At 70.8% G+C, this 18,888-nt stretch carries 19 protein-coding genes; 7 read left to right on the forward strand and 12 right to left on the reverse strand.

What is annotated here, in order from left to right; all coding sequences use genetic code 11:
* Positions 1-34: 34 nt before the first annotated feature.
* Together B7K23_RS08660 and B7K23_RS08665 are read left to right on the forward strand one after the other, a co-directional pair.
* Positions 35-928 (forward strand): DMT family transporter, encoded by an 894-nt coding sequence (locus tag B7K23_RS08660; protein ID WP_084125931.1) that lies wholly within the window; start codon positions 35-37, stop codon positions 926-928.
* A 179-nt stretch (positions 929-1,107) separates the two neighbouring features.
* Positions 1,108-1,905 (forward strand): phosphatase PAP2 family protein, encoded by a 798-nt coding sequence (locus B7K23_RS08665; RefSeq protein WP_084125932.1) that lies wholly within the window; start codon positions 1,108-1,110, stop codon positions 1,903-1,905.
* On the opposite strand, the gene B7K23_RS08670 is transcribed toward B7K23_RS08665, so the two are convergent.
* The 7 genes from B7K23_RS08670 to B7K23_RS08700 form a co-directional block, all read right to left on the reverse strand.
* The gene (locus B7K23_RS08670; protein WP_084125933.1) at positions 1,902-2,558 is read right to left on the reverse strand and encodes a TetR/AcrR family transcriptional regulator; all 657 of its coding nucleotides are present in this window, start codon (positions 2,556-2,558) and stop codon (positions 1,902-1,904) included. The two genes, B7K23_RS08665 and B7K23_RS08670, sit on opposite strands and share 4 nt — an antisense overlap.
* Positions 2,555-3,457, reverse strand: a complete 903-nt coding sequence (locus B7K23_RS08675; RefSeq protein WP_084125934.1) for a CPBP family intramembrane glutamic endopeptidase — start codon at positions 3,455-3,457, stop codon at positions 2,555-2,557. Before B7K23_RS08675 ends, B7K23_RS08670 begins: the two co-directional genes overlap by 4 nt.
* A gap of 219 nt (positions 3,458-3,676) precedes the next feature.
* Entirely contained in the window at positions 3,677-4,402 is a 726-nt protein-coding gene (locus B7K23_RS08680; protein ID WP_084125935.1) for an NYN domain-containing protein, read from the reverse strand.
* 30 nt (positions 4,403-4,432) lie between these two features.
* The gene (locus tag B7K23_RS08685) at positions 4,433-4,651 is read right to left on the reverse strand and encodes a PLD nuclease N-terminal domain-containing protein (RefSeq protein ID WP_084125936.1); all 219 of its coding nucleotides are present in this window, start codon (positions 4,649-4,651) and stop codon (positions 4,433-4,435) included.
* A gap of 164 nt (positions 4,652-4,815) precedes the next feature.
* Positions 4,816-7,509: an RNA helicase gene (locus B7K23_RS08690; RefSeq protein ID WP_084126269.1), complete on the reverse strand. Its 2,694-nt coding sequence runs from the start codon at positions 7,507-7,509 to the stop codon at positions 4,816-4,818.
* A gap of 43 nt (positions 7,510-7,552) precedes the next feature.
* Positions 7,553-8,041, reverse strand: a complete 489-nt coding sequence (locus tag B7K23_RS08695; protein ID WP_084125937.1) for a nitroreductase/quinone reductase family protein — start codon at positions 8,039-8,041, stop codon at positions 7,553-7,555.
* Between the two features lie 2 nt (positions 8,042-8,043).
* Entirely contained in the window at positions 8,044-8,424 is a 381-nt protein-coding gene (locus tag B7K23_RS08700) for a hypothetical protein (protein WP_084125938.1), read from the reverse strand.
* Positions 8,425-8,540: 116 nt separating this feature from the next.
* Between B7K23_RS08700 and B7K23_RS08705 the strand changes: the two genes are divergently transcribed.
* From B7K23_RS08705 to B7K23_RS08715, 3 genes are all read left to right on the forward strand, one after another.
* On the forward strand, positions 8,541-9,134 hold the full coding sequence (locus B7K23_RS08705) for a TetR family transcriptional regulator (protein ID WP_084125939.1): 594 nt from the start codon (positions 8,541-8,543) through the stop codon (positions 9,132-9,134).
* Between the two features lie 99 nt (positions 9,135-9,233).
* The gene (locus B7K23_RS08710) at positions 9,234-10,292 is read left to right on the forward strand and encodes an LLM class flavin-dependent oxidoreductase (protein WP_084125940.1); all 1,059 of its coding nucleotides are present in this window, start codon (positions 9,234-9,236) and stop codon (positions 10,290-10,292) included.
* A 17-nt stretch (positions 10,293-10,309) separates the two neighbouring features.
* Positions 10,310-10,993, forward strand: coding sequence for an NADPH-dependent F420 reductase (locus tag B7K23_RS08715; RefSeq protein WP_084126271.1), 684 nt, complete (start codon positions 10,310-10,312; stop codon positions 10,991-10,993).
* On the opposite strand, the gene B7K23_RS08720 is transcribed toward B7K23_RS08715, so the two are convergent.
* Genes B7K23_RS08720 through B7K23_RS08735 form a run of 4 tightly spaced genes read right to left on the reverse strand, consistent with a single transcriptional unit; the run spans position 10,956 to position 14,969 of the window.
* Positions 10,956-11,864, reverse strand: a complete 909-nt coding sequence (locus B7K23_RS08720) for a 3-methyladenine DNA glycosylase (protein WP_375730878.1) — start codon at positions 11,862-11,864, stop codon at positions 10,956-10,958. The genes B7K23_RS08715 and B7K23_RS08720 overlap by 38 nt on opposite strands.
* A gap of 46 nt (positions 11,865-11,910) precedes the next feature.
* Positions 11,911-12,825, reverse strand: a complete 915-nt coding sequence (locus B7K23_RS08725) for an NADP-dependent oxidoreductase (RefSeq protein ID WP_084125942.1) — start codon at positions 12,823-12,825, stop codon at positions 11,911-11,913.
* A 13-nt stretch (positions 12,826-12,838) separates the two neighbouring features.
* Positions 12,839-13,954 carry a heparan-alpha-glucosaminide N-acetyltransferase domain-containing protein gene (locus B7K23_RS08730; protein ID WP_084125943.1) on the reverse strand — a complete coding sequence of 372 codons (1,116 nt, stop codon included), beginning with the start codon at positions 13,952-13,954 and terminating at the stop codon, positions 12,839-12,841.
* 4 nt (positions 13,955-13,958) lie between these two features.
* Positions 13,959-14,969, reverse strand: coding sequence for an SDR family NAD(P)-dependent oxidoreductase (locus tag B7K23_RS08735; protein ID WP_084125944.1), 1,011 nt, complete (start codon positions 14,967-14,969; stop codon positions 13,959-13,961).
* Between the two features lie 78 nt (positions 14,970-15,047).
* Here B7K23_RS08735 and B7K23_RS08740 point away from each other — a divergent pair, with 78 nt between their 5' ends.
* Positions 15,048-15,836 (forward strand): fumarylacetoacetate hydrolase family protein, encoded by a 789-nt coding sequence (locus B7K23_RS08740; RefSeq protein WP_084125945.1) that lies wholly within the window; start codon positions 15,048-15,050, stop codon positions 15,834-15,836.
* A 91-nt stretch (positions 15,837-15,927) separates the two neighbouring features.
* A complete protein-coding gene (gene gltX / locus B7K23_RS08745) occupies positions 15,928-17,409 on the forward strand; it encodes a glutamate--tRNA ligase (RefSeq protein WP_084125946.1) in 1,482 nt (493 codons plus the stop codon).
* A 70-nt stretch (positions 17,410-17,479) separates the two neighbouring features.
* Here gltX and B7K23_RS08750 read toward each other — a convergent pair whose 3' ends face one another.
* Positions 17,480-18,754, reverse strand: coding sequence for a hypothetical protein (locus B7K23_RS08750; protein WP_234996447.1), 1,275 nt, complete (start codon positions 18,752-18,754; stop codon positions 17,480-17,482).
* Positions 18,755-18,888: the final 134 nt, after the last annotated feature.

The raw sequence follows: 18,888 nt of genomic DNA on the forward strand, positions 1-18,888 counted from the left end.
TGGCCTGTCGGCGTCGGGCGGCCACGATTGACTCGTGCCGAACCGTCCCGCAGCCGCCACCGCCGCGCCCTTCCTCGTGCTGCTCGGCCTCGTGTGCCAGGAGGCGGGCGCGTCCGTCGCGGTGCTCGTCTTCCCGACCGCCGGGCCCGTCGGCATGGTGGCGCTGCGGCTGCTGTTCTCGGCCGTCGTCCTGATCCCGCTCGCCTGGCGGAGCCTGAACCGCGGTCTCCTCGCGCACTGGCGCGTCCTGGTCGGCTACGGCGGCGCCCTCGCGGCGATGAACGTCGTGTTCTACCTGGCCATCGATCGCATTCCGCTCGGCATCGCCGTGACGATCGAGGTGCTGGGCCCGCTGGTCCTGAGCGTGGTCGCGAGCCGCAGCCGCCAGGGACTCCTGTGGGCGGGCACGGCCGCGGCCGGCGTCGCGCTGCTCGGCGGGACGGCGCACGACCTCGACCTCCTCGGCGTCGCGTTCGCCGCCGCCGCCGCGGTCCTGTGGGCGGTGTACATCCTCATGGCGCGGTCGGCGGGGGCGGCCCTGCCCGGAGTGTCGGGGCTCGCCGTCGCCATGTCGCTCGGCGCGGTGCTCACCATGCCCGCGGCGCTCGCGATCAACGGGACGACGCTGCTGCAGCCCCAGGTCCTCGCGCTCGGGTTCGCGGTGGCGGTCTTGTCCTCGGCGATCCCGTACGGCATCGAGATCTCCGCGCTGCGGCACATGAAGGCGGCGACCTTCGGCGTTCTCATGGCGCTCGCTCCGGCCGTCGCCGCGCTCGCCGGCCTGGTGTTCCTGGATCAGACGCTCACGTGGGGTGTCGCGATGGGGATCGTGCTGGTCAGCGCCGCCGGGGTCGGTGCCGTGCGCTCGGCGAGGCCGTCAGCGTCGGAGCGCACCGAGGGCGCCGACTTCCCGCTGGCGCCCGCCTGATCCGCTCCCCGTCTCGTCTCTGAGCTGCCCCCCCCCCGCATCGTCCCTGAACTTGCCGCCCCCGCAGCGTCCCGAAGCCGCGGGAACTCCACAGCCTGCTCATTCGTGACACCGAGTGCGTCCTGAGGCATTAGCGTTGTCTCGTTCACTTGTCGTTCAGATTCTGGAGGCCACCCGCGTTGACAGAGCCCGCCTCGACGACGGTCGCCGCCGCGCACCTCGACACTGCGCCCGCTGGCGCCGCGCCGGAGACCTCCTCGCGCCCGGCCTCGCGCCGCCCGTGGCGAGAGCTGCTGATCGTCCTGGGGCTCTACGCCGTGTACTCGCTCGCGCGGTTCGCCGCGACAGGGGACCTCGGGGCGGCGCGCGTCGTCGCGCACGACATCCAGATGGTCGAGCGCTGGTTCGGCATCAACATCGAGCGTTCGTGGAACGCGTGGTTCGCGCAGCATCCGACGCTGATGGTCGCCGCCTCGCTCTGGTACGCGAGCCTGCACTGGGTCGTGACGGCGGGCGCGCTCGTGTTCCTGTGGCTGCGCCGGCCCGCGCTGTATCGGCCGCTGTTATCCGTGCTCGTGGCGACGACCATGAGCGCGCTCGCGTTCTTCGTGCTTCTGCCCACCGCGCCGCCGCGGCTCATGTCGGGCTTTGTCGACGTGCTCGAGTCCGCGGGGAACTTCGGCTACTGGGATCGCGGCGCGACGGGTGAGGACGGGCTGTCGGCGAGCACGAACGAGCTCGCGGCCTTCCCATCGCTGCACGCGGGCTGGTCGCTGTGGGTGTGCCTGGTCGCCTTCGCCGCCACGCGCCGTCTGTGGGTGCGCCTGGTCGGCGTTGCCTACGCGCTGACCACGGCCGCCGTCGTCATCCTCACCGCGAACCACTGGGTGCTGGACGTCCTCGCGGGCTGGGCGCTCGTCGCGCTGAGCGCGTGGCTCGTGCGGCGGTGGGCGCGCAGGCGTGGGGCTCCCGCCTAGCGGACCTTCGCGACGATGAGCCCTCGCACGAGGGCTCTCAGCCCGCGGTCGTACATCTCCTCCCACCCGAGGTACTCGGCCTCGCCGATCGCCCTCGCGAGGTGGGGGAAGTCCTCGGGGACGATGCCGGTGTCGCCCCCGGTCTCGGGAACGTCGGGGCCCCTTTCCTCCTGGGCGAGGTGGTTGACGTACGCGAGCGTCGTGCCGAACGTGTACTGGCCGATCACGTCCACGGCGGCGATCGCGTCGGTCGGCGCGAGCCCCATGCGGTACAGCAGGCTAAGCATGTCGTCCACCGGGCGCAGCTGTCCGGGGGTGCGCGCCGACCGGTTCAGCGTGAGAGGGACCGCGTGCGGATGCCTCAGCAGCGCGGAGCGAAGCGCGCGGCCCATGCGGACCGCGCGCTCCTCGAGGTCGAGCTCGGGATCGTCCCCCGACAGGTCGACCTCACCCATCACGGCATCGAAGATCAGGTCCTCGAGGGCCGCCTTGTCGGGCACGTGATAGTAGAGCGTCATGGGGCCGACGCCCAGGTCTCGTGCGACGCCGCGCATCGACAGCGACGCGAGGCCGTCCCGGTCGACCAGGGAGATCGCCGCGTCCACGATCCTCTCCCTGGTCAGCACCGGGGTGTTCGGCTTGCGAGGGGTCATGCGGGGCGTCCCGCAGGAACGGGCTCCGTGCCGGTCGCGCCTGCCTTCGCGGCTTCGTGCGTGGACGTGCGAATCATGTCCTCATCCTCCGTCATGAGCACCGACGTGACGCCAGCGCCTCGCGAGAACATCGCCTTCCGGTTGACGATGACGGCCGCGACAGCGATCCCGGCGAAGATCAGCGAGTCGTAGGGCTGCGCGTCGGGCCAGATCGGGTTGTTCATCTGGAAGTGGTAGATCGCGGCGATCAGGATGCTTCCGCCCGCGGCATTGAACAGCGGTGTGAGGATGAAGGAGATCGACACGACCCCGATGAAGAAGGCCGGGAAAGACCACTCGCTCTGAGGCGTGCCGCTCAGCAGGAACGCGGGCACGTGCCAGATCGCCCACAGGCTGGAAAGGATGAGGTCGGCGACGATCGGGCGGAACCTGCGCTGCAGCAGCGGCAGCGCGACGCCGCGCCAGCCGAGCTCCTCGATCGGGCCGAGCACCGCCATGAGCAGCAGTGCGGGGATGACTCCGTACCAGGGTTCGAACGGGAAGCTCAGGTCGCTGCCCTTGATCCACGCGCCGACGTAGAAGGCCACGGGGACGCCGAGCGCGACGTAGGCCGCCCACCCGAGCGGCATGCGCCACAGGGTCAGCCGGCGCAGGTAGCTCACGAGCCCCTTGAGGCCGTAGTGCCGGATCACGAGGCCTACGCCTGAGAAGGCGGGCGCGTAGACCGCGATGAAGAACAGGGGATTGGTGAGGCCGATCGGGCCGAGCAGCGGTTCGAGCTGGTCGGCGAAGATGATGGCGAGTGCTGCGAGGCCCCACGACAGCCCGAAGGCCATCGAGAAGAACGGGATGACGGTCCTGATGGTCATCGGACGGGTGGTGCGGATCGAGTCGAGCATGATGGCGGTCCTCTCGTGAGCGGCGGCCGGCCCTTCAGGTCGTTTCGTACGCCGTACTAAAAACGTAGCCCGGGGCGATCGCCAGGCCTATCGGGGAGAGCCCTGATCTTTGGCTAAGGGGGCGTCAGGGTGTGAAGAAGCCTCTGCGCGCCCAAGTGATGGCGCGACTCGAGTGGGGATGCGCGGCGCGCGGCGAGGGCGTGCGGCCCGTCCGCTCCGCTACTTGTGGCGCACGTAGATGTTGACGGCCTTGCCCTCACTCGCCGAACGTTGCTCGGTGCGGTAGTCAGGATGCGCCTTCATGAGGTCGCTCAGTTTCGGGTAGCCCCACGTGCGCGAGTCGAAGTCAGAGGCGAGGCGGGACAGGTTGCTGCCAACGGCGCCGAGGTGGGCCCAGCCGTCGTCACCTGACGCGGTGTCGACCGCCTCGGAGAGAAGCTTGGTGAGTTTCTGGTCTTTCTTGAGGGACGAAGAGGCGCTCTCCTTGGGCGGGGCTGCGGGCGTCTCGAGGTTCTCGACGTAGATGAAGGTGTCGCACGCGGCGACGAACGGCTTGGGCGTCTTGCGCTCGCCGAAGCCGTAGACCGTCAGGCCCTGCTCGCGGATGCGTGCGGCGAGGCGGGTGAAGTCGCTGTCGCTCGAGACGATGCAGAACCCGTCGACGTTGCCCGAGTGGAGCAGGTCCATCGCGTCGATGATGAGGGCGCTGTCGGTCGCGTTCTTCCCGGTCGTGTAGCTGAACTGCTGGATCGGCTGGACGGAGTGCTCGAGCAGCACCGACTTCCACGAGCCGAGCTGCGTCGAGGTCCAGTCGCCGTAGGCGCGGCGCACTCCGGCCGTGCCGTACTTCGCGATCTCCGCGAGCAGGCGCTCGAGGTGCTTGGCTCCCGCGTTGTCCGCGTCGATCAGGACCGCGAGTCGCGCGCTGCCGTTCGGCTCCGCCATGAGGGCTCCTTCCGGGGGTCTACCTCGACCTTAGCCCTCGGCGGGTCGGCCCACTCGCCCCCACAGCAGGTAGAGCAGCGGCCCGAGGGGGAAGAGGAGGATCGTCGCGGCGATCCAGACCGGCTTCGGGACCACCTTGACCTCGCTGCGCACGATGTCTGCGATGACGAGTGCCATCGCGAGCGCTGCGGCGAACCACCACGGGGACAGGCCCAGCGTGCCGATGCTGCCGACGATCTCCATGTGCATGCTTCCCCCGTTGCCCTTGCCGCTCACCCTAGGGCAGGACCGGGGCGAGAGGGGCGGTCAAGCCGGCCTGAGTCGGGCCGGAGCGACACTGAGTCACCTGTCAGATGCAGCGGACTCCGAGAACCGACACTGACTTACCCGGATGGGTCGGGGATGGGGTGGGGCTACTGCGGCCCCACGTGCAGCAGCCGCAGCACCGGCGCGCCCGCCTCGTCCGACGCGTCGAGGTCGACGGCCGCGGTGATCGCCCAGTCGTGGTCGCCCGCGGGGTCGTCGAGCACCTGCCGCACGAGCCACGTGCCGTCGGGCAGGGTTGCGTCCGGAGTCGCCGCGAGCGCGGCCGCCGCGCGGCCCTCCGAGTGATCCCCGCCCGGCTCCACGAAGGTGAGCAGCGCCGCAGCCCGCGCGTTCGGTCCGATGCCGATCGCATCGTCCCCCTGGTCCTCGAACAGCGGATCGAGCGCATCGCGCCAGGTCTCCGCCTTCCAGCCGGAGGCGCCGTCAAGCGCGCCGAGCGCCGTGTAGTCCTCGCGCGCCGCGAGCTCGACCCGTCGGAACATCGCGTTGCGCACCAGTCGACGCAGCACGCGCGGGTTGCCGGACATCGGCCTGGCCGGCCCCGAGTCCGACCCGAGCGCGGGGACCGACGCGGGGTCCGCATCGTCCGCGATCACGGCGTCGGGGTTCATGAGGCGCTCCCACTCGTCGAGCAGCGACGAGTCCGTCGACCGCACGATCCCGCCGAGCCACTCCGTGATCGCGACGACGTCCTCGGTCCGATGCTCCTCGGGCACGGTCTGGCGCATCGCCCGGTAGGCCTCGGCCAGATAGCGCAGCACGACGCCCTCGGTGCGCTCGAGTCCATAGGCGGAGATGAGGTCGCCGAACGACATCGCCTTCTCGAGCATGTCGCGCACGATCGACTTGGGCGACAGCTCGGCGTCGAGGATCCACGGGTTGGAGCGGCGGAACGTGACGAACGCGGGCTCGAGCAGGTCGGCGAGCGGCTTGGGCCACGTCACGTCCTCGAGCAGCTCCATGCGCTCCTCGTACTCGATCCCGTCGGCCTTCATCGCGGCGACGGCCTCGCCGCGCGCGGCGTTCTGCTGCGCGATGAGCAGCTGCCGCGGGTCGGACAGCGTGGACTCGATGACCGAGACGACGTCGAGCGCATGATCCGGAGCCTCGACGTTGATGAGGTCCATCGCGGCGAGCGCGAAGGGAGAGAGCGGCTGGTTGAGGGCGAAGCCCTTCGGCACATCGACCGTGAGCCTCACGGAGGGGCGGAAGCCGCGCGGGTGCGACGGGTCCGGGACCCGCACCTTCTCCACGACGCCCGCGATCCGCAGCGAGCGGTAGATCCTCAGCGCCTGCCTCACGTGCGCGGACCGCTGAGCCTCCGTCTCATGAACCGCGTTCAGCAGGTCGCGCATCGCGAGCACCGGGTCCTCCGCCTCGCGGTCGAGCCACGGGTTCGGGATCCCGCGCGACAGGATGTTGAGCACCATCGCGTGGGTGACGTGGAAGCGGCTCACGAGGGCCTCGGGCTCGGCGTCGCGCAGGCGCTCGAAGGTCGCGTCGGTCCAGTTGACGGAGCCGGACGGTGCGCTCTTGCGGACGATCTTCTTGCGCTTCTTGGGGTCGTCGCCGGCCTTGAGCAGCGCCTTGCGGTTCTCGATGACGTGCTCGGGGGCCATCGCGATGACGTCGCCCTCGGTGTCGAATCCCGCGCGGCCCGCGCGGCCCGCGATCTGGTGGAACTCTCGCGCGGTGAGGTGACGCATCCGCTCGCCGTCGTACTTGACCAGTGACGTGAGCAGCACGGTGCGGATCGGCACGTTGATGCCGACGCCCAGGGTGTCGGTGCCGCACACGACCTTGAGCAGTCCCTGCTGCGTGAGGCGCTCGACGATGCGGCGGTACTTGGGGAGCATCCCCGCGTGGTGGACGCCGATGCCGGCGCGCAGGAACTTGCTCAGCGTCTTGCCGAAGCCGGTCCCGAAGCGCACCCCGTCGAGCGCGTCGGCGATGCGCGCCTTCTCCTCCTTGGAGGAGATCTTCATGCTCAGCAGCGCCTGCGCGCGCTCGACCGCGTCCTTCTGGGTGAAGTGGACGATGTACACGGGCGCCTTGCCGGTCTCCACCACCTTCTCGACCATGTCGGGGAGCGGCTCGACGCTGTACTCGAAGCTCAGTGGCACCGGGCGCTCGGCGCTCGTGACCTCGGCGACGTCGCGGTCGGAGCGCGACTCGAGGTCCTCGACCAGCCACGAGGTGTCGCCGAGCGTCGCGGACATCAGCACGAACTGCGTGTCCGGCAGTTCGAGCAGCGGCACCTGCCAGGCCCACCCGCGCTGCGGGTCGGAGTAGAAGTGGAACTCGTCCATGACCACGAGCGACGCGTCCGTGGCGTTGCCGTCGCGCAGGGCGAGGTTCGCGAGGATCTCCGCCGTGCAGCAGATGATCGGCGCCTCGGCGTTGACGGCGGAGTCGCCGGTCATGAGGCCGACGTTCTCCGAGCCGAACATGTCGATGAGGTCGAAGAACTTCTCGCTCACGAGCGCCTTGAGCGGAGCGGTGTAGTAGGTCCGCCCGCCGACACCGGCCCTGAAGTCCGCGAGTGCCGCGAAGTGCGCCCCGGCCGCGACCAGCGACTTTCCCGAGCCCGTGGGGGTCGCCAGGATCACGTGACTGCCGGAGACGATCTCCATGAGCGCCTCGTCCTGGTGCGGGTAGAGCGGTCGGCCCTGGTCCGCGGCCCACTCGGAGAACGCCTCGTACAGGGCGTCGGGGTCAGGTTCGACGCCCTTCACGAAGTCGGGCATGCGGGCGATGAGGGGCGCGTCGGTGGAAGTCATCGGTGCCATTGTCCCGTGTCGGGGCGCCGACGACGACGCGGGCTCACGCGGGATCGATGCGGAACACCGGGTAGTGCGTCGCGATCTCCGCGAGCTCCGGCAGCGTCGCGTCGAGGTCCACGCCGAAGTAGAACTCGGCCTGTTGGGCGGCCGACTTCTCGCCGCCCAGGCCCTTGGCGAAGTCGAGGTAGGCCCGCAGGACCGGCGCGCGCTCCTCGACCGGCAGCTCCACGAGCGTGACGTCGCTCCGACGGCCGCGCCTCATGCTCACGCGACCGCCCGCGGCGCGGACGTTGCGCACCCACTGCGACTCGCCCGCGAGGGCGACCAGGTAGCGCGCGCCGCCGTGGGGGATCGCGAGGATCGGCAGCCTGCGGATCTTGCCGGTCTTGCGCCCGCGGATCGCGATCGTCACGGCGCCGCGCGGGGCGAGGCCGATCGACGTGAGCGCGACCCCGAGCCAGTTGAGACGGAGGTACCAGGCCGCGGGGCGGCGGTAGCGGGTGCGGGCCGAGTATGACTGCGGGTCCATGATCAGCGCACCGCCGTCGGGACGAGCGCGAGCGTGCCCACGGTCGTGCCGAGCACCGCGACGGGAAGCAGACGATGCGCCCACAGGATCGCGCCCGGGGGATCGTTGAGCCCGCTCACCAGGCCGCCCGTGACGACGGTGAGCAGGGCGACCGCTCCCGCCACGGCGAGCATCGTCCAGGTCTGCGACGGGAGGCCCCCGTCCTGGTGAGCAGCGCGGGCGCGCAGGACGACCGCGAGGATCAGCACGGCCATCCCGAGCTTGTGGGTGTTGATGAGGAGCGTGCCGTACTGAGGCCCGGTGAGGGCGAGCGCGGCGCCGGAGGCGGCGATGACGAGCGCCGCGACGATGAGGGCGGGTGTCGAGGAGAGGTGGTTCATCATGGTGGGCTCCTTTGCTCTGCCTCCAAAGTAAGTCTGCTCATGCCAACTGTCAATCGCTGACAAAAAACATGAACCAACGTATGTCACTTGACGCCGCAAAACGCTAGGATGAGGACATGGATACCCCGGCGTCGCTACGAGACCGCAAGAAGCTCCGCACGCGAGAGCAGCTCATCGAGTCCGCCTCGGAGCTGTTCGCTGAGCGAGGCTTCGATGCCGTCACCGTGAGCGAGATCGCGGAGCGGGCATGGGTGTCGGAGCGCACCTTCTTCCGCTACTTCGCCTCCAAGGAGGACGTGCTGTGGCCCGACAGTGAGGAGCAGCTCGCCCAGTTCGCGGCCGTCATCGAGTCACGCCCCGCCGACGAGCACCCGCTCGCGGCCGTGCACGGCGCGATGACGATGCTCGCCCAGGCGATCGGCATGGACGCGGGACCCGCGCTCGCGCGGGCCGAGCTCGTGGCCGAGACGCCCTCTCTCGTGGCGCGCGACATGGTCGAGCACTCCAAGTGGGAGGCCGCCGTGGCCGGGGCGATCCGCAGTCGGACCGGGGCGGAGGAGTCCTCGGTGGCGCCCGAGATGGTCGCAGTCGTCGCGGGAGGCGCGCTCAAGGTCTCCTTCGAGCGCTGGGTGCAGGCCGGTGCGAAGTCGGACCTCTCCGAGCTGATCGACGGTGCGTTCGCCGCGATCCAGGAGGCCATCCGCGACTGAGGCCGGGTCGCCGGCGGTCGCAAGGAATAACGACGCCCTCCGCGGCGCTCATTACATGAGAAATCAAGTAATGCCCCACCCCCGGAGGTTCCCGTCACCATGAGCACGCCCGCGACCGACGTCCAGTTCGGCATCGAGACCTTCGGCGACCTCGCGCTGCACGACACCGGCGAGCCCATGTCGCACGCCGCGGCGATCCGCCAGGTGGTCGACGAGGCCGCGCTCGCGGACCAGATCGGCATCGACGCGATCGGGCTCGGCGAGCACCACCGCGCCGACTTCGCGATCTCCTCGCCCGAGATGGTCCTTGCGGCGATCGCGTCCCGCACCGAGCGCATCAGCCTCGGCTCGGCCGTCACCGTGCTGTCCTCGGACGATCCGGTCCGCGTCTTCCAGCGCTTCGCGACGCTCGACGCCGTCTCGAACGGTCGCGCGGAGGTCATCCTCGGACGCGGCTCCTTCACCGAGTCCTTCCCGCTGTTCGGCTACGACCTCAAGGACTACGAGGTGCTGTTCGAGGAGAAGCTCGAGCTGTTCTCGCAGCTGCTCACCGAGGAGCCCGTGACCTGGGAAGGGACGACGCGGCCCTCGCTCAGCGACGCAGACGTGTACCCCAAGACCGACTCGGGCTCCCTGAGGACCTGGGTCGGCGTGGGTGGCTCTCCCGAGTCCGTGGTCCGCACCGCCCGCTACGGCTTCCGCCTCGCGCTCGCGATCATCGGCGGCGACCCCGGCCGCTTCGCTCCCTACATCGACCTCTACCGCCGAGCCGCCGAGCAGTTCGGCACGACCGCGCACCCCGTCGCGATGCACAGCCACGGCTTCATCGCCGAGACCGACGAGGAGGCGCGCGAGGCGTTCTTCCCCGGCTACAAGGCGATGATGGACCGCGTCGGCGGCTCCCGCGGCTGGCCCCCGATGCGTCGCGAGCAGTTCGACGCCGAGGTCGAGTACGGCTCGCTGTACGTCGGCTCGCCCGAGACCGTCGCGACGAAGATGGCCGCCGCGATCGGCGGCCTCGGCGTGGGCCGCATGGACCTCGTCTATACGGGCGGCGGCGCGATGCCCGCGTCGCAGCGCATGCGCGCGGTCGAGCTTCTCGGCACGCAGGTCATCCCGCGCGTGCGCGAGCTGCTCGCGGACGGCGCGCAGTCGTGACCGTGGGCGAGACCCGCATGGCGGGGAACGAGGCGACGCAGATCCGCAGCGTCGGGATCCTCGGCGCGGGCAAGCTCGGCACCGTGCTGGCAAGGCTCGCGGTCGCGGCCGGCTACGACGTGATCGTCGCGGGTTCGGGCGACCCGCAGCGCATCGCGCTGACGATCGAGGTGCTCGTCCCCGGTGCGCGCGTGGGCACGGCGGCCGACTCGGCCGCGGCGGATGTCGTGATCCTCGCGCTGCCGCTCGGCAAGCACGCCGCGCTCGACCCCGCGCTGCTCGACGGCCGCCTCGTGGTCGACGCGATGAACTACTGGTGGGAGGTCGACGGCATCCGCGACGACCTCACCGACCCCTCGACCACGTCCTCGGAGATCGTGGCCCGCCACCTCCCGGGCGCACGCGTCGTGAAGGCGTTCAACCACATGGGCTATCACGACCTCGACGAGGGGCCGCGGCCTCCCGCCGCTCCCGGCCGTCGTGCGATCGCGCTCGCGGGGGACGAGGACGATGCGGTCGCGGCGGTCGAGCGCCTCATCGATCACCTGGGCTTCGACCCCGTCCCGCTCGGCGGCCTCGCGGAGGGGCGTCACCTTCAGCCGGGCACGCCCGCTTTCGGTGCGAACGAGAGTGCGCGCGAGCTGCTCGCGCTCGTCGACGCCGCTAGGCGGGAGCCGGTGTCGACGCAGCCTCGCGGATGAGGCCGATCGCGTCGAGCAGCCGCCCGCGCAGCACCGCGCCTCGCGCAGCGAACTCGCGCTGACGGTCGACGTACTCGCGCTTGCCCGCGGGCGTCTCGATGGCGATCGCGTCGAGGCCGTAGGACGAAACGTCGTAGGGCGAGGCCTGCATGTCGACCTGCCGCACGTCGAGCGCGAGCTCGAACGCATCCAGCGTCAGGGACGACGGGACGGCCGGCGCGAGCTTGAACGCCCACTTATAGAGGTCCATGTTCCCGTGCAGGCAGCCGGGCTGCTCCATCGCGGGAGTGGTCTCGCGTGTGGGCTGGAGCTCGTTCAGCGGGCGTGCCTCCGGGGTGAAGAACCGGAAGGCGTCGAAGTGTGAGCATCGGATCGGGTGGTTCTCGACGACCTCGTCGGTGCCGGCCGCGCCGAGCCTGAGCGGCAGGGGATGGCGCCGGTCGTCCTCGTCCATCCGATAGACCATCGCCCACTCGTGCAGCCCGAAGCAGCCGAACGATGCGGGACGCTCGGCGGTGCGAGACATCAGCCCCTCGATCCACCCGACCGTCGTGCCTCGATCCGCGAGGAAGGCGTCGATATCGACCGAGGCCGCGCCCGCATCGTCCGTGTAGAAGCGCCAGCCCGCGTGCTCGGGGGCGCCCTCGAGGACGATGCCGGGGCCGGGATGCCAGCGTCGCAGCTGGGCGGGCTTGGCCGGGTAGTACTCGTAGAGGAAGTCCTCGATCGCGTGCCGCTCGCCGCGGCTCGCGCGCAAGCGCCGCCCCGCGGTGAGCGCGTCGGCCCGCTCGGCATGCGCGGCGGCGAGAGGCTCCCACTCGGCGCGCGCGAGCACGCGCACGGCAAGCGGGGAGACGGTCATGGGCACCATTGTCGCAAGCCGCGGGCGGGCGCCGGCGACGCGGTCCGCGGGAGGCCTACGCGGTCACCACGATCTTGCCGGGCGCGTGGGACGCCTCGAGCGCCGTGAACGCCTCGGCCACCTGGTCCAGCGGGTACGTGGCCGCGACGGGGAGGACGAGCCGGCCCTCGACGATGCCGTCGGCGAGCTTCGCGAGGTTCTCCGCGGTGCGGGCGGCGCGCTCCGCGTTGTGTGCGGGGATCTCCTGAAGCGCCGCGTAGGCCGCGATCGCGACCATCCGATCGGTATCCACCCCGAGCGCGACGCCCGCGTCGAGCGCGTCGCGGCCGTGGCAATCCATCACCGCGGTGACGGTTCCGAGGCCGGCAACCCGATCCGCGAGACCGGGACCGTACTCGACGGCCTCGACCCCGAGCGAGCGCACGAACTCGAGCCGCGCCGGGGAGGCGGTGCCGATCACCGTCGCGCCGGCGTCACGCGCGAGCTGTGCGGCGACGATGCCGACGGCACCCGACGCGCCGCCGATCAGCACGGTGTCGCCCGCGCCGACGGGCACGGTCGCGAGGCACGACACTGCGGTGAGGCCCGCGACCCACAGGCCGCCCGCGACCTCGACCGGCAGCTCCGCGGGGCGCCGCGTAAGGGAGGAGCCCTTGGCGAGCACGCGCTCGGCGACCGAGCCCGCGGCGCTGCCGAGCACCTCGTCGCCCACCGCGACGGCGGTGCCGTCCCAGTACGCCGCGCCCTCGCCGACGGCCTCGACGGTGCCCGCCACGTCCGAGCCGATGCGGCGCGGGAACGGCGCATCGCTCGGGATGAAGCCCCGGCGCACCTTGCCGTCGTACGGGTTGATGCCCGCCGCACGCACCCTGACGAGCACCTCGCCGGGGCCCGGGGAGGGGTCCTGCACCTCGGTGAGGTGGAGGACGTCGGGCGTCCCGATCTCGTCGTAGACGGCGGCAAGGGTCATCGTGCTCTCTCCTTCAGGTCGTGGGCGGTCCTCCTGCGACCGTAGTGGCCGCGGCGTTCGACGCGCGCGTCATGAGCGACTCGAGCGGCCCCTGGGCGAAGCGCAGGCGCCACGCCCAGGCCGCGGCAGTGAAGGTCGCGAGGAGGACGACGAGCGCGACGTTGCTCGGCTCGTAGACGATCTCGTCGCCCACGACCGCGATCACGATGACATGGGCGACGTAGGCCGTGAAGGCCATCGCGCCGAGCGCGCGCAGCGGCGCGAGCCAGCGACCGGTCGCATCCGACAGCCACAGGCACAGCGCGATCGTCGCCATCGCGATCCCCGCGTTGGAGACGAGCTCGACGGGGGAGTACGAGTGCGCCTCCATCGACGCCCACGCCGGGCCCCACCCGAACGTCGCCCCGGAGGCCGGCCACGGCATCGTCCCGCCGAAGCCGATGCCGAGCATCGCGGCGCCGACCCCGATCCCGAGGCCGCCCTGGAGTAGCCCCCGGCGCACCGCCCGCGCGCGCAGGTCCATGCGCGAGATCGCGAGTCCGACGAGCAGGTAGCCCGCCCACACGAGCGCGGGGTAGTGGTGCCACCAGAGCCTGTCGACCACGGGGAACGTTCCGAGCCAGGACGATGCGGCCCAGCCCTGGATCGTGGGCAGCGCCAGTCCTCCTCCGACGAGCAGCACGACCGCCCCGCCCCACAGCCAGGGCGTGCGCCAGCGCAGCGCAGGGAGGACCAGCAGCATCATCACGCCGAGGTTCGCGAGGATCACGTACACGGGCGTGCCGAGCGCGGTGACGAGTGCGCCCACGAGGATGAGCCCGACCGCGCGCGTCGCGACCTTCGCGCGGGTCTGGGCGAGAGAGGCGCCTCGCGCGGTCATGATGCCGATCGACACCCCGGCAAGCACGGCGAACAGCGCGGACGGCCGCCCGTGCGCGATCCACAGCCACGTCCAGCCGTCGGCGTCGGAGCCGCCCTGGCCGTCGTCCCCGATATGCGCGGCCACCATGCCCATGAATGCGATCGCTCGCGCGAGGTCGAGCCCTCCGATGCGACCGGCCTGCGTCAGGGACGATGCGGGGGAGCGGCGGCCGACCTCGACCGGTCGGTCTGCGGCGGGCTCCGTCATGGGGTCAGGCTACGCGGCTGCCCGTCCCGACGGACTGCCGGATGAACTCGGCCGACGCGAGTAGCGCTGCGGACGAGGAGATGTACTCGAAGCCGAACTGGCGCGGCGCGTCGGAGCCGTCGACCTCGGCGTTCATCGCGAGTCCCATGGCCGCGGTCCTCATCGGCGGCATGACGAGCGCCGCCGCACGGATCAGCCAGTCAGGGGCGATCCGGGTGGTCACCTTGGCATCCGGGTAGGAGGCGCGGAGGATCTGCGCCATCTCGGGGAGGGTCATCGCGCCGGCGTTCGCGGGGAAGCGCTGACCAACCGCTGCCTCCTCCGTCATGGCCCGCACATGGATGCGCGCGACGTCGCGGACGTCCACCACGGGCATGCCCATCGTCGGCAGCGCGGGGTACTCGCCCGTGACGAGCTGCTCGACCGTGCGCAGCGAGGCTCCGTAGTCGGCGTCCATCGCGGGCCCGAACACCATGCCGGGGTTGATCGTCGTGAGGCGCATCTCCGGGTGCTCCGCGACGAAGTCCCACGCCGCCCGCTCGGCGAGGGTCTTCGACGCCTCGTACGGAGTGGTCCTCGGCCCCTCGGGGTCGGTCCAGTCCTCGCGGGTCTTCGGGCGGTCCCACTGGTCGCCCGCGGGCTTGTAGATCGCGCCGCACGTGGACGTGAGGATCACGCGCGTCACGCCGGCGGCCTGCGCGGCCGCGAGGGCGCGGAGCGTGCCGCCGACCGCGGGTCGGATGAGCTCCTGCGGATCCTTCGGAGGCGCGGTCGGGAACGGCGACGCGGTGTGCATGAGCACGTCGACGCCCTCCATCGCTTCCGTCCAGCCCTCATCGGACGTGAGGTCGAGGGACACGAAGGTGAGGGAGGCGCCGGGGAACAGCGCCTCGACCTGCGCGCGGCGGCGCTCGGAGCGCACGGCGGCCCTGACGGCGTGCCCGTTCTCGAGCAGCTCGCGGACGATGTGCTTGGCGATGAAGCCCGAGGCTCCGGTGACGAGGACGGTCGACATGGCACCCAGCGTACGCATCGTCCCTGGTGGCGCGACGCCCCCACGGAGGGCCCCTCGCCACGCACTAGGCTGGAGCCCATGCGTATCGCACGATTCACCACCGGCGAGGACCCCCGTTTCGCGATCGTCGACGGGGAGGCGGGCTCCGAGGAGCTCATCGTCCTCACCGGCGACCCGATGTATGTCCCCGGCCAGCCGACCGGCGAGCGGATCCCGCTCGACCAGGACGACGTCCGCCTACTTGCCCCCGTGATCCCGCGCTCCAAGGCAGTGTGCCTGGGCCGCAACTACGCGGAGCACGCCAAGGAGATGGGCAACGTGGTCCCCGAGCCCGAGATGCCGATCCTGTTCCTCAAGCCGAACACCACCGTGATCGGCCCCGACGACCCGATCGTCCTGCCCGACTACAGCCAGGACGTGCAGATCGAGGCCGAGCTCGCGATCGTCATCGGCCGGATCTGCAAGGAGGTCTCGGCCGAGAACGCGGATCAGTACATCTACGGCTACACGTGCGCCAACGACCTCACGGCGCGCGACCTGCAGCGCCAGGAGAACCAGTGGTTCCGCGCCAAGGCCTTCGACACGTCGCTGCCGCTCGGCCCGTGGATCGAGACCGAGCTCATGCACGACGACGTCCTCGTGTCCTCGCGCGTCAACGGCGAGACCAAGCAGCACGCGTCGACCCAGGAGATGATGCTCGGAGTCCTCGAGGCCGTCGCGGCCGTCTCCGAGGTCACCACGCTGCTGCCCGGCGACGTCATCCTCACGGGCACCCCGGCGGGCGTCACCAAGGTCGACCACGGCGACGTCGTCGAGGTCGAGATCGAGGACATCGGAGTCCTGCGCAACCCCGTCATCCGCCGCTAGCCGTCCTCCGCGACGGCCGGCACCCCGGCCCGGACCGCATCGTCCGGGAACCCCAGACCCATTCACCCCGACACCCCAAGCAAAGAGAGCAATGAGCAAGGTTCGCGTTCGCTTCTGTCCCTCGCCCACCGGCCTGCCGCACGTCGGCATGGTCCGCACGGCGCTGTTCAACTGGGCCTATGCCCGCCACACCGGCGGCGACATGGTCTTCCGCATCGAGGACACCGACGCCGAGCGCGACTCGCAGGAGAGCTACGACATGCTCCTCGACGCGATGGACTGGCTCGGCATCACGTACGACGAGGGCCCCGACATCGGCGGCCCCTACGGCCCCTACCGCCAGAGCGAGCGCCACGACCTGCACCGCGACGTCGTCGAGAAGCTGGTCGAGGGCGGCTACGCCTACGAGTCCTTCTCCACGCCCGCCGAGGTCGAGGAGCGTCACAGGGCCGCCGGCCGCGACCCCAAGCTCGGCTACGACGGCTTCGACCGCGACCTCACCGACGAGCAGAAGGCCGCCTTCCGCGCCGAGGGCCGCGAGCCCGTCCTGCGCATGCGCATGCCCGACGAGGACATCACGGTCAACGACCTGATCCGCGGCGAGGTCACGTTCCCGGCCGGCACCGTGCCTGACTACGTGATCGTGCGCGCCAACGGCGTGCCGCTGTACACGCTCGTCAACCCCGTGGACGACGCGCTCATGAAGATCACGCACGTGCTGCGCGGCGAGGACCTGCTGGCCTCGACGCCGCGTCAGATCGTGCTGTGGCGCGCGATGGTCGAGCTCGGCATCGCCGACGCCGTCCCCGAGTACGCACACATGCCGATGGTGCTCGGCGAGGGCACCAAGAAGCTGTCCAAGCGCGACCCCGAGTCGAACCTCTTCCACCACCGCGAGCGTGGCTTCCTTCCCGAGGGACTGCTCAACTACCTCGCGCTGCTGGGCTGGAGCATCGCGCCCGACCGCGACATCTTCACCCCGGCCGAGCTCATCGAGGCCTTCGACATCGCGGACTGCACGCCCAACGCGGCGCGCTTCGACCTCAAGAAGGCCGAGGCGATCAACGCGGACCACATGCGCATGCTCTCTGAGGAGGACTTCGCCGGGCGCCTCGTGCCGTACCTGCACGCCGTGGGCGATGTGAGCGCCGCCTCCTATGCGGACCTGACTTCCGCCGAGCGCGACGTGCTCGACGCCGCCGCGCCGCTCGTGCAGACGCGCATGCAGCTGCTCGGCGAGGCCTCCGGGATGCTCGGCTTCCTCTTCGCTGCCGACGAGGCGATCGAGTTCGACGAGGCCGCGGTCAAGAAGCTGCCCGACAACGCCGCCGAGATCCTCGACGCCGCGCTCGTCGTGCTCGAGGGGCTATCCGACTTCGGGCCCGAGGCCCAGCAGGACGCGCTGCGCGCGAAGCTCGTCGACGAGATGGGCATCAAGCCGCGATTCGCGTTCGGCCCGCTGCGCGTGGCCGTGACCGGTCGCCAGGTCTCGCCGCCGCTGTTCGAGTCGATGGAGATCCTCGGCAAGGACGCGTCGCTGAACCGCCTGCGCCGCCTGCGCGCGACGCTCTGATCGCCCGCTGACGCACCGAGGGCCCGCCGCGATCTCGCGGCGGGCCCTCGTGCTTCCGGGCTGGGAGGGGTCAGTCCTCGTCGTGGTCGTGGTCGTGCGCCTCGGCGTCGTCCGCCGCGGTGCCCGCGATGACGACGCCCGTGGGCTGGCCGTCGAGCTCGTAGGTCCCGACGACCTCGCCGTCGGTCGCGTCGACGAGCACGATCTGCTCGCCCGCGTAGTCGGTGACCACCACGGTGTCGCCCGTGACGGCGATCGCGGGACCGGCCGTCGAGTGGCCCTCGGGCAGCTCGTAGGCCTCGATCGCCTGGACCTCGGTCTCGAGCTCGCCCTCGGGGGAGAACACGCGGATCAGGCCGTCGGTCGTGAGGACGATGATGTCGTCACCCATGCGGGCGATCTTGCCGACGGTGCCGCCGACGTTGAGCGTCTCGCTGGTGCCGCCCTCGGCGTCGACGAGCAGGATCTCCTCGCCGGTCCAGTTCCCGACCAGGGGGTCGCCCTCGTAGAAGGTGCCGACGCGGACGTCCTCGATGAGCTCGGGGTACGCGATGGTCGACGACGTGTTGTCGTGCATGTCGATCACGAGGATCTCGGTGTAGCAGCCGAACAGAGCGAGGTCGCCGTCGACGGCCTCGCCGTGCAGGCCCGCGCACTCGCCGTCGTACCGCGCGACCTCGTTGCCGTCGGAGTCGATCTGGACGACGGTGTCGGGCAGGCCGCCGTCGGGGGTCTCGGTGTAGAGCAGGCCGCCCTCGACGGGGACCGCGACGCCGTGGTGGGGCTCGTTGGTCTCGACGACGCTCGTGGACAGGGTGCCCTCGGCGAGCGAGACCTCGTCCACGAGGGTCACCTGTCCGTCGCCGTCCTGGAAGACCGCGACGATGCCGTCGTGGCCGATGACGTGGGTCGGGGCAGCGCCGAGGATCTGGTCCTCGAGCAGCTCGACGTCGCCGGTGAAGTAGTGGTAGTGGTCGCCGTGGGCCTCGGCCCAGGTGCCGGCGTCGAGGATCGAGACGACACCGTTCGTGTAGTCGACGAAGTAGACGAAGCGGCCGTCGGCGCCGAGCGCCGCGAAGGCGCCCGCGGTCATATCGACCTCGGCGAGCGGCTCGATCTCACTCCCGTCGAGAGACAGCACCTCGGCGCCCTCGGCGTACGTGACGACGAGGCGTGGCTGGGCCTCCTCGTACTCGGTCGAGCCGTCGGCGACCACGGCCTCGGCCGAGGCTGACGCCTCGCTCGATGCGCTCGTCGAGGACGACGCGCCGTCGGCCTCCGAGGTCGCGCACGCGGCGAGCAGGGGTAGCAGGGACAGGGACGCAATTGTGGGAATCATTCTCATCTGCATGGTTGAGGAACATAGTGCAAGTGACAATCGTTATCAAATGTTTGCTGCGAGGAGGGTGGCGACTAGCGTGGGGGAGGCGGGCCCGGGCTGCCCGCTCAAGCTGTCTGGTCGGCCAGGGGTGCCGTCGA

Origin of the sequence: Demequina sp. NBRC 110054 (assembly GCF_002090115.1) — a bacterium.
Classification (GTDB): Bacteria; Actinomycetota; Actinomycetes; order Actinomycetales; family Demequinaceae; genus Demequina.